Raw genomic sequence first — 10,476 nt, 5'->3', positions numbered from 1 at the left:
ACCGCCTGGGCTCGAAGCCGGAAATCCAGCCGGAGCACGGCGCAGTTTCGCACCATTCCGACGCAAACGACTGCCGCGCGAATGCGATCGGCAGCCCCCTGTCGCGCGCATGCCGTATCGCGAACATGCAATTCTGCAACGACCGCTCGACGTCGGACAGCGGATCTCTCGAAAGCTCGTGATAGTTCTGCTCCTGCAGATCCACGATGACGAGCAATCGGCTGTTTGAGGCGCCGACATAGCTTCGCAGATCGATGACGGAGCTCATCGGACACCCGCCGCCGGCTGGCAGACCCCCCTTCGCGACGACTTTTCGAGAACGCCGGGCGTATCCCAGCGCCCCTCGGGCCGGATGATGACATAGGGATCGTCGTCAAGCGTGATGCTCTGCGGATGCTTCTCGGTCTCCAGCTTGACCTCGACATAGTCGAAGTCGGAGAACACCAGCTCGCGGCTACCCATCCGTTTGAACCCGCGCGATTCCCAGACCTTGAGAAACCGCTTCTGCGAATGGGCGTAGAGGATGCTGTAGCCCTTCTTGCGGCAGAGATCGATCGCCGCGTCGAGGATCCGTCCGGCAAGGCCGGAGCCGCGGCCTTCGTGGCGAACGGCCAACCGCTCGAGCTTGGCGAAGCCGGCGAAATACCGGATCCGCATGCAGCCGACCGGTTCGCCATCCTTGTGACAGATCAGATGCGTGGCGGAAAAATCGTTGCCGTCGAACTCCTCCTCGAACGGGCAGCGCTGCTCGCCCATGTAGATCGCGCCGCGGATCGCGATCACGCGCGCCATCTCGTCCATCGACCGCACGACCTCCACGGTCACCGGATCATGGTTAACGACCCTGACGGGAGGCAGATCGCCGGAGCGATCGAACATCTGCAAATTGGGCGTGAACAGACCATCGTAATGCGCGCCAGGTGTGAAGCCGAGCGGCTCGAGCACCCGAAGGCCGCCCTTGGTGATCGGCCGCGAATAGATGTTCACGCCGCGGTAAAGCGGCGTCGAGAATTTCTCCAGCACCAGCGGGATCGCGGCCGCGATCGTCCCCTTGGCGTGAATGGCCCAGACATAGATACCGGCCGGCCGCTCCGACTGGCGTGCGACGAAGCGAAGTTCCGGCTTTTTTGTGTTCAGACCGCCGTCGATCAGCCCGCGGGTGCCCTCATGGGTCAGCGGAAGCACGGCCAGGAACCCATCGCCTTTCGGGGCGGCGATGTTGAAACGATCACGCCTGGCGATCGCCCAGAACGTGTCGGGATTGTGATTTGCAACCCTCTGAAACATCTCGTTCGACGTGAGGCCGGGGATGTCCTCGCGTGCGGCATCTACGAGGCCTGCGATACCGGCCGCATCGACGGTAAAGATGACCGTCCGTTTCGCCAGCTGGCGGTCGGTCATCTTGTCGAGAGAGTGTTCGGCGGAGGGAGCCGGCGATGTTTTTCCGGCGGCGGTCTTGCGTATTAAACTGAGGTCGAGCGCGGTCATCTCATCGTCTCTTGGTTGTTAAGTGGCCTCATTTCTGCAATGAATGATAGAAGGCTTAATCGAGGTAGCTTGTATGCACTCACCTGAGCGCAGGGGTGCGCACCACGGTGCGCACCCCCCGGGCCGAATGGCGAACTGGGACCTGGTCCGGATCTTTCTGGAGGTGGCTCGGATCGGCAGCTTTCGCGCCGCATCCGAACAACTCAACATGTCTGCGAACTTTCTCTCCAAGCGCATCACGCTGCTGGAGCGCGCCTACAAGACCACGCTGATGACACGCCATGTCGACGGCATCAGATTGACGCACGAGGGTCTGCAGGTGCTCGAAGCAGCGAAGCGAATGGAGCAGGCATCGTTCGGCCTCGATTGCGCGCTCAATCAGGCGTCGCCGACCCTGAATGGCGAAGTGCGCATCGCCGTCACCGAGGGGCTCGGCACCTTCTGGCTCGCGCCAAGGCTGGTCGAATTCCAGCGGGCCTATCCTGGCCTTCTGGTGGACTTGAAGTGCGAGATGCGGTCGGCGGATGTGCTTCGTCTCGAGGCCGACGTCGCCGTGCAGCTCGAAAACCCGGATCAACCGGATCTCAAGCGAGTCAAGGTCGGGCGGCTGCACGTCATGCCGTTCGTCAGCCCTTCCTATGTCGAGATCTACGGCATGCCGACGAGCGCCGACGACATCCGGCAGAACCATCGGGTCGTGATTCAGGATGCCGAGCAGACCCGCGGCAAGGAGATGTATGACCGATATGCCGGTCGCGAGCAGATCGGCTTTGTCGCGATGCGCAACAACGTCTCGACCGCCCATCTCTGGTCGATCGCGAAGGGCGCCGGCATCGGCTGGCTGCCCACCTACGTGCCGGCACTGGGCGATCCCCTGATCCCGCTCGACATCGGCATCCAGTTCCAGCTCGACATCTGGCTCGCTTATCATCCCGATGCGAAGAAGATCGCTCGGGTGAAGCAGGTGATCGACTGGACGGCGCAATCGTTCGACGGACGCAAATATCCATGGTTCAGGGACGAGTTCGTTCATCCGAAGGATCTGCAGAAGGCCTACAAGGACGCCGAACCGCTGGTGAACCTGTTCGCAGGGTTCAAGAAGGTGTCGCGTCCAAAAGACGTCCCGGTTTTCCCCAAGCGCGCGAACGAGAATGGTCGATGACGGGCAGCACAACCGATTCGAAGCTTGACCAGATCGTGAAAGCGAGGTGGCTTGCGATCGGAATTTCGCAAAGCGACCTGGTCGAAGTGCTTGACACGGCGTTGAAGCAAAGACCGGACGCAGGAGGCGCAGTGGACACGATCGATGCCGCTCGCCTCACGGAAATCGCCGACGCGCTCGAACTCCAGCTTGACCGTCCGCGCAGCGAACGGCCGAACGGCCTGCCGACGCGACAGTTCGGTTCGCTGCAATTGATGCTCGATTTGCGGCTGTTGCGGGCGTTCCGGGAACTCGAGGACCATGGTACGAAGCGGCTGCTCATCAACCTCGCCGAACAGATCGTCAAGCGGCAGGCGAACCGCCGCAGCGATGGCGGCTAGCGCATGATCCGGAAAAGCATGCCCTCGGGCTACGACCCGATGGGTGCGTAGCGGTTTTCCAGATCATGCCCAATCAAAAACCCGGATGGCGATCGCATCGCGCTCTAGCCGCTTCCTGGCCTGCTCCCCCGACGAAGCCTGCCCTGGTTTCGCATGGTCGCGATACGCGTGCCCGATTGATATCAGCTGAAAATCGGTGTCTTTGAGCCGGGCCGGGACGACATCCCGCCTGGCGGCGCCCGCCTGGCCGGACCCGGTAGCATGGAAACCCGGCGTTCCAAAAGATTTGTCCCCGATGTCAGCTTCGGACCAGTTTCCGCATGCGGTCTCCGGCAACTGGCTGGGCCGTCAGCCTTATCTTTTGCTCAGCATCACCGCGCTGTGCTGGGCCGGCAACGCCATCGTCGGGCGGCTCGCCGCGGGGCATATTCCGCCCGTGACACTGTCGTTCCTGCGCTGGTCCGGCGCGTTCATCCTCATCCTCCCCTTCGCCTGGACGCATCTCAAGCGCGACTGGGCCGTGATCCGCTCCAAGCTCGGCTTGATGATCACGCTTTCCGTGGCAGGCATCGCAGCCTTCAATACCCTGCAATATTGGGCGCTCGAACATACCCAGGCGTTGAACACGCTGCTCCTGCAATCAGCCGGCCCGCTCGTCGTCGCAGTGTGGTCGCTGATCCTGCTCGGCGTCCGCCTGACGCTGTCGCAAGCGATCGGAATCCTGCTGTCGCTGCTGGGCGTGCTGGTGATCATGCTGCGTGGCGACGTGACCGCTCTGTCCACCATCCAGTTCAACGAGGGCGATCTCATTTTCCTCGTTGCGATGGGGATCTTCGGATTCTATTCAGTGCTGACGCTGAAGCGCCCGCCGATCCACGGCCTGTCGTTTGTTGCCTTCACCTTCGGCTGCGGCGCGGCATGCCTGCTTCCGATGCTGGTCTGGGAGCTCAATTCGCGCCCGGCCATGACCGTCGACGCAAAAAGCCTGTTGATGCTGCTCTACGTCGCAGTGTTCCCCTCGGCGCTGGCCTATCTGTGCTTCAATCGCGGCGTGCAATTGATCGGCGCCAACCGCGCGGCCCCCTTCTTTCACGTGGTGCCGGTGTTCGGCTCGGTCATGGCGATCGTCTTCCTCGGCGAGCGTCCGCGGCCTTTCCACCTGATCGGCTTTGCGCTGGTGCTGGGCGGCGTCTACGTCGCATCGCGCAAGCCTCGCGCATGATCGGGAAAAGCATACGCAACCATAACGATTATGTCACAACGGGGCGCTATGGTCCAAAATGCTGCCGAGTGCTGCAGCCTGCTCATCCGGTTCGTGTGGGAATGGTTCGAGGCCAAGAGCAATGATGACCGTTCCGGAGCTTGCGGCCGACGCGCTCGGCAAATTCCTGGAAAATTACATGCGGCGCAGGTTCGGCTCGTCGCAGACCCATCTCGTCGAAATGGTGCCATCGATCGCCCGAATCGCCATCGAATGCATCGGCAACAGCGACGCACTCTATCATAATGTCGAGCACACCATGCTGGTGACGCTCGCGGGCCACGACATCCTGCGCGGACGGGCGCTGCATGCCCACATGCCGGCCGAAGACTATGCCCATGTCATCATCGCCTGCCTCACGCACGACATCGGCTATGTTCGCGGGCTGTTCAAGGCGGACGACAAGGAGGGCTACGTCGTCGATCCCTCGGGCCGCAAGGTCACGCTGCCCCGCGGGTCGTCGGATGCGGCGCTGCTGCCTCATCACGTCGACCGCTCGAAGATGTTCGTGATGGAGCGGATCGAGGGCATTGCGTTATTGGACAAGCGACGCATCGCGCGCGCCATCGAGGGTACGCGGTTTCCAGTCAGCCTGCCGAGCGACGGCGAGGATGAGGACGAAGAGGCCTCGCTGCTGCGCGCAGCCGACCTGATCGGACAGCTTGGCGATCCCCATTATATCCGCAAGGCGAATGCGCTCTATCACGAATTCGAGGAGGCCGGGCTTAATCGTCAGTTCGACTATTCGTCGCCCGCCGACCTCGTCAATCTCTATCCCCAGTTCTACTGGAACAGCGTCGCACCGCAGGTGCAGACGGCGATCCGCTATCTCAATGTCACCTCCAATGGACGGCAATGGATCGCCAACCTCTACGGCAATGTGTTCCGCGCCGAGCGCGACATCGCGCTGTCGGGACCCCAGACATGAGGCTGGCATCGCGCCTTCATCCATCGCCGTCCCGGCGCTGGCCGTCCTGCTGCGCGGCGAACGGCGCGGCCGTCTCAACTGATGGGCTACGCGCCGGCGTCCGCGGCCTCGGCGATCGCATTCCGCCAAGCGTCGACGAAGATGGTGATGGTCAGGCGGCACGGACCTTGGCGAGGAAACCATCGACTGCGTTGCGCAGCTTGCCGGACTGGTTGTCGAGTTCGCGGGCGCTCGACAGCACCTCGGACGCCGCCGAGCCGGTCGCGGCCGCGGCCGAGCTGACCCCGCCGATATGAGCGCTGATCTCGTTCGAGCCGGCGGCGACCTGCTGGATGTTGCGCGCAATCTCGCGCGTCGCGTCGCCCTGCTGCTCGATCGCGGAGGCGATGTTGACCGTGATCTCGCTCATCTGCGCGATGGTGTGGGTGATACCATTGATTGCGACGACCGCATCGCTGGTCGACTGCTGCATGGCCGCGACCTGGCCGGAGATTTCTTCGGTGGCCTTGGCGGTCTGGTTGGCGAGCGCCTTGACCTCGGAGGCGACCACCGCGAAGCCGCGGCCGGATTCGCCGGCGCGCGCCGCCTCGATGGTCGCGTTCAGCGCCAGCAGATTGGTCTGCGCCGCGATCGAATGGATCAGCTTTACCACCTCGCCGATCTTCTCCGCGCCGGTGGACAACACCTGCACGGTCGCATTGGTGCGCTCGGCATCGCCGACCGCTTTCTTGGCGACCTCGCTGGAGCGCGTCACCTGCCGTAAGATCTCGGTCACCGAGCCCGACAGCTCTTCCGCCGCGGCCGCGACGGTCTCGACATTGTTCGAAGCGCTCTGGGATGCCGATCCGACGGTCGCGGCGCGCGCGCTGGCGTCGCTCGCGGTCGCAGTCATCGATTGCGCCGTCGTCTGCATGCCGGCGGCTGCCGTCGACACCGAGCGGACGATGCCGTTGACGCTGCGCTCGAAGTCGCTGGCGAGATTCTCCATCGTCGTGCGCTGCTCGGCCGCGGCGCGCTGGCGCGTCTCGGCTTCGGCGTTTTCCAGATCGCGCATGCGCTCCGCATTGTCCTTGAAAATCTGCACCGTCGCGGCCATGCCGCCGACCTCATCGCCCCGGTTGAGACCGGGGACGTCCCCGTCCAGCTGGCCGTCGGCGAGGGCTCGCATACGTTTGGCAAGCGCGGCCAAAGGACCGCTGATACTGCGGCCGATCATCCATGCGATGCAGCCGGCGATGATCCCGATAACCAGGATCGCAATGCCCAAGAGCCAGGCCAGTGGTCGCATCTTGGCATCGATATCGTCGAGATAGACGCCGGTGCCGACATACATGTTCCAGCCGGGAATCGCGGCCGAATAGCTGATCTTGCGCGACGGCTTCTCCTCACCCGGTCTGACAAATTCATAGATCAGGGTATGTTCGCCCTTGGCGGCGACGCCATCGTGCCACTCATGTGCGATCGACCTGCCATTGACCAGCGCGTCCATGCGATTCTGCCCGATCTGGCTTGGCACCTGCGACAGTACCGTGATGCCATCCAACGTCGTGCCGAACAGATAGCCGTTGCCGTGGTCATAGGTCAGCAGATTGCCGACGCGCCCGAATTCGGCGATCGCGGCGTCCTTGCTGAGCTTGCCGGCATCGACTTGCTTCTGCAGCCCTATCGCCAGGTTGCGCGCCATGTCGACAACGGCGTGGATTTGCTCGACCCGCGAGTCGACCATCTCCTGCTGCATCAAATAGCCGGCGAGGATGCCGGCGATGCATAGGCCAAGCAAAGCGACGCCCACCAGGATGCTGAGCTTGGGGGCAATCCTCAGATTGGTCAGCTTCACGGGCGATATCTCCGGAGATCAGCGCGGCGCGACGGCGTCTCGCGCAAGGTATGATACTCCGGAAGATAAGACGGAATCCTTTAGCGCTTTGTTACGAATTCGCGATAACCGCGGGCTCCGGGCTCACTCAATGTTAGATTGAGCCGATCCGTCCCGCCGCGATCTTTGAATGGTCCCGAAAATACACCTTTTACGAGCAGTTCTTCCCGACTGCCATCCGCCAGAGCCTCAGGCAGCGCGGACCTTGGCGAGGAAGCCGTCGACCGCATTGCGCAGCATGCCCGATTGGTTGTCGAGTTCGCGGGCGTTCGACAGCACTTCCGAAGCCGCCGTGCCGGTCGCCGCTGCGGCCGAGGTGACGCCGCCGATATGGGCATTGATCTCGCTCGAACCGGCCGCGACCTGCTGGATGTTGCGCGCGATCTCGCGGGTCGCATCGCCCTGCTGCTCGATCGAGGTGGAGATGTTGACCGTGATCTCGCTCATCTGCGCGATGGTCTGGGTAATGCCGCTGATCGCCGCGACCGCGTCGCTGGTCGACTGCTGCATGGCCGTGACCTGGGCCGAGATTTCCTCGGTCGCTTTCGCGGTCTGGTTGGCGAGCGCCTTCACCTCGGAGGCCACCACGGCGAAACCGCGGCCGGACTCACCGGCGCGTGCGGCCTCGATGGTGGCGTTCAGCGCCAGCAGATTGGTCTGCGCCGCGATCGAATGAATGAGCTTGACCACCTCGCCGATCTTCTCGGCGCCGGTCGACAGCAGCTGCACGGTGGCGTTGGTGCGCTCGGCATCGCCGACCGCCTTGCTCGCGACCTCGCTGGAGCGCGCCACCTGGCGGGAAATTTCAGCAACCGAGCTCGACAGCTGTTCGGCCGCCGCGGCAACCGTTCCGACATTGTTCGAGGCGCTCTGCGACGCCGAGCCGACGGTCGCGGCGCGCGCGCTGGCATCACTCGCGGTCGCGGTCATGGACTGTGCCGTCGTCTGCATGCCCGTCGCCGCGCTCGACACGGAGCGGACGATGCCATTGACGCTGCGCTCGAAGTCGCCGGCGAGATTCTCCATCGCCGCGCGGCGCTCGGCCGCAGCGCGCGCCTGGGTCTCGGCTTCGGCCTTTTCAAGATCGCGCATGCGGACCGCATTGTCCTTGAAGATCTGCACCGTCGCGGCCATCGCACCGACTTCGTCGCCGCGCTCCAGCCCGGGAATTTCTCCGTCCAGCTGGCCGTTGGCCAAGTCCTGCATCCGGTTGCCGAGCGCGCCGAGCGGGCCGCTGATGCTGCGGCCGATCAGCCAGGCCACGCCGCCCGCAATCACCGCGATGCCAAGGATGGAAAGGCCGAGCGTCCACTCGATCGGCCCCATCTTGGCGTCGATATCGTCGATATAGGCGCCGCTGCCGAGATACATGTCGAATCCGGGGACGGCGGTGGCATAGCCGATCTTGCGGATCGGCTTTTCCTCGCCGGGCTTGACGTATTCGTAGGCCAGCAGGATCTCGCCCTTGCTGCGAACGCCGTCCATCAATTCGTGGGACAGCTTCCGCCCGTTCGTCAACACCTCCATCCGGTTGGTGCCGATCTGCTTGGGATCCGGCGACAGCACGGTGATGCCGTCATAGGACGTGCCGAACAGGTAACCCGAACCGTGATCATAGGTCAGCGTATTCGCCCGCTTGCCGAACTCGACCAACGCGGCTTCCTTGGTGAGCTTGCCGTCCTCCACTTCTTTCCTCAGGCCGGCCGCCATGTTGAGCGCCATGTCGACGACCGCCTTGGTCTGTTCGATGCGCGCATTCAGCATCTCCTGCTTCATCAAATAACCGGCGAGGACGCCGGCAACGCACAGGCCCAACAAAGCCAGCGCCACCACAATGCCGAGCTTGGGAGCAATTTTTAGATTGTTCAATTTCACGGGCAAAACACTCCGGCAATGAAGCTGAGGACACGCGGCAGACAAATTGACTAAAATTCACGTTAGAGTGAAATCCCTAGCCGTTGGTTACAAGGCTCTCCGTAGAACTCCGGGCATGCCAGCCCGATTCCGTTCGCAGAACGGCAATCTTCGATTTCTTGTGAGGCGCCACGCAATCTGTACGTCGAGACTTAACTCCCCACGCCGACGGCGATCGGCCGCCGCGAAACGCCGGCCGCGGACCTGATGGGAGGACGCCCGATGTGACTGGCACGACGGCTAGACTAGCCGACCCGCGCCCCGGCATGCTTTGATGCGCGGCATAACAACAAGATCGCCGCGCGCGGGCCAAATCTCGGGAGCAGCTCATGTCGAAGTTCAGGGTAGTGACGCCGAAAGGCGCGAGTTTCACGGTGGCGGGCGGCGGCTACGCCTATGAGAAGGAGGCGCTCGATCCGATCGGCGCCGAGATCGTCGAGGCCCCGGCCAACGAGGCTGAATTCATCGCGGCGGCCAAAACCGCGGATGCCATCTATGCCAAGGGCATGCCGATCACCAGGACCATCATCGATGCGCTCGAGACCTGCAAGGTCATCACGCTCGGCAGCGTCGGCGTCGACTCTGTGGACGTCAAGGCCGCGACCGCGCGCGGCATTCCCGTCACCAATATTCCCGACACCTTCATCGAGGAGGTCGCCGACCACGCCATGATGCTGTTGCTCGCCGGCTTTCGCCGGCTGGTCGAGCAGGACAAGATGGTGCGCCAGGGCCGCTGGGCCGAGGGCCGTCCGGCACTGCTGAAGCTTCCTCGCCTGATGGGGCAGACGCTCGGCTTCATCTCGTTCGGACGAGTCGCGCGCGCGGTCGCCAAGCGCGCTGCCCCGTTCGGCCTGCGCATGATGGCCTACGACCCTTTCATCCAGGAGACCCTGATCTCCGATCACGGCGTGATGCCGGCGACCCTGTCGGAGGTGCTGTCGCAGTCGGATTTCGTGTCGATGCATGCGCCGGCGCGGCCCGAGGTGCATCACATGCTCGGCGAAGCGCATTTCAGACAGATGAAGCAGAGCGCGATCTTCATCAATACCGGCCGCGGCGCCACCGTGAACGAAGAGGCGTTGATAGAGGCGCTGCAGAAGGGCTGGATCGCCCATGCCGCGCTCGACGTGCTGGAGAAGGAACCGCCGTCTCACAACAACCCGCTGCTGCGCATGGAGAACGTCACGCTGACCGCTCATGTGGCTTCGGCCTCCGCGCGCTTCGACGAGGCCCGCAAGCGACGCGTCGGCACTGAATTGTCGCTGGTGCTACAGGGAATGTGGCCGGTCAGCTGCGTCAACCCGTCGGTGCTGCAGACAACCTCGCTGAAGCGCTGGCAGCCGGTCGGCATGGACCGCGGACCGAACAGCTAGGGCCTGTCTTCAGTTAGGGGATTCCCAAATCAGTTTTTGAATGATTCATAGGCGGTCGGCCTGAGGGGGGCCGACCGATGCGACGTTTTGCGTT

The 10,476-nt window shown here is 63.2% G+C and carries 8 protein-coding genes and 1 pseudogene; 5 read left to right on the top strand and 4 right to left on the bottom strand.

All coding sequences use genetic code 11. The features are described 5' to 3' along the window. Both WCB02_RS41220 and WCB02_RS41215 read right to left on the bottom strand, forming a co-directional pair. A pseudogene (locus WCB02_RS41220) lies at positions 1-268 on the bottom strand (hypothetical protein); the annotation flags it as partial. Further along, positions 265-1,488 carry a GNAT family N-acetyltransferase gene (locus WCB02_RS41215; protein ID WP_423968574.1) on the bottom strand — a complete coding sequence of 408 codons (1,224 nt, stop codon included), beginning with the start codon at positions 1,486-1,488 and terminating at the stop codon, positions 265-267. The pseudogene WCB02_RS41220 and the gene WCB02_RS41215, both read right to left, overlap by 4 nt. Before the next feature lie 127 nt (positions 1,489-1,615). On the opposite strand from WCB02_RS41215, the gene WCB02_RS41210 reads away from it, so the two are divergent. From WCB02_RS41210 to WCB02_RS41195, 4 genes are all read left to right on the top strand, one after another. Beyond that, positions 1,616-2,650, top strand: a complete 1,035-nt coding sequence (locus WCB02_RS41210; protein ID WP_423968571.1) for a LysR family transcriptional regulator — start codon at positions 1,616-1,618, stop codon at positions 2,648-2,650. After that, a complete protein-coding gene (locus WCB02_RS41205) occupies positions 2,647-3,030 on the top strand; it encodes a hypothetical protein (RefSeq protein WP_423968569.1) in 384 nt (127 codons plus the stop codon). Before WCB02_RS41210 ends, WCB02_RS41205 begins: the two co-directional genes overlap by 4 nt. Before the next feature lie 295 nt (positions 3,031-3,325). After that, the gene (locus WCB02_RS41200; RefSeq protein ID WP_423968567.1) at positions 3,326-4,252 is read left to right on the top strand and encodes a DMT family transporter; all 927 of its coding nucleotides are present in this window, start codon (positions 3,326-3,328) and stop codon (positions 4,250-4,252) included. Between the two features lie 121 nt (positions 4,253-4,373). Beyond that, positions 4,374-5,219, top strand: coding sequence for an HD domain-containing protein (locus tag WCB02_RS41195; RefSeq protein WP_423968565.1), 846 nt, complete (start codon positions 4,374-4,376; stop codon positions 5,217-5,219). 151 nt (positions 5,220-5,370) lie between these two features. On the opposite strand, the gene WCB02_RS41190 is transcribed toward WCB02_RS41195, so the two are convergent. Both WCB02_RS41190 and WCB02_RS41185 read right to left on the bottom strand, forming a co-directional pair. Beyond that, positions 5,371-7,056 (bottom strand): methyl-accepting chemotaxis protein, encoded by a 1,686-nt coding sequence (locus WCB02_RS41190; RefSeq protein ID WP_423968562.1) that lies wholly within the window; start codon positions 7,054-7,056, stop codon positions 5,371-5,373. Between the two features lie 228 nt (positions 7,057-7,284). After that, complete coding sequence (locus tag WCB02_RS41185; RefSeq protein ID WP_423968559.1) at positions 7,285-8,970, bottom strand: methyl-accepting chemotaxis protein; 1,686 nt, start codon at positions 8,968-8,970, stop codon at positions 7,285-7,287. A gap of 368 nt (positions 8,971-9,338) precedes the next feature. Between WCB02_RS41185 and WCB02_RS41180 the strand changes: the two genes are divergently transcribed. Next, positions 9,339-10,382, top strand: a complete 1,044-nt coding sequence (locus WCB02_RS41180) for a C-terminal binding protein (RefSeq protein ID WP_423968557.1) — start codon at positions 9,339-9,341, stop codon at positions 10,380-10,382. Positions 10,383-10,476: the final 94 nt, after the last annotated feature.

The sequence above is a fragment of the Bradyrhizobium sp. genome (assembly GCF_049581145.1).
GTDB lineage: Bacteria > Pseudomonadota > Alphaproteobacteria > Rhizobiales > Xanthobacteraceae > Bradyrhizobium.
This window is presented reverse-complemented; position numbering and strand designations above follow the sequence as displayed.

What these genes read in the sequence shown, in the direction of transcription:
- WCB02_RS41200 (WP_423968567.1), top strand. Translation starts at nt 3,326, where the DNA reads ATGTCAGCTTCGGACCAGTTTCCGCATGCGGTCTCCGGCAACTGGCTG.
- WCB02_RS41215 (WP_423968574.1), bottom strand. Translation starts at nt 1,488, where the DNA reads ATGACCGCGCTCGACCTCAGTTTAATACGCAAGACCGCCGCCGGAAAA.
- WCB02_RS41205 (WP_423968569.1), top strand. Translation starts at nt 2,647, where the DNA reads ATGACGGGCAGCACAACCGATTCGAAGCTTGACCAGATCGTGAAAGCG.
- WCB02_RS41180 (WP_423968557.1), top strand. Translation starts at nt 9,339, where the DNA reads ATGTCGAAGTTCAGGGTAGTGACGCCGAAAGGCGCGAGTTTCACGGTG.
- WCB02_RS41210 (WP_423968571.1), top strand. Translation starts at nt 1,616, where the DNA reads ATGGCGAACTGGGACCTGGTCCGGATCTTTCTGGAGGTGGCTCGGATC.
- WCB02_RS41195 (WP_423968565.1), top strand. Translation starts at nt 4,374, where the DNA reads ATGATGACCGTTCCGGAGCTTGCGGCCGACGCGCTCGGCAAATTCCTG.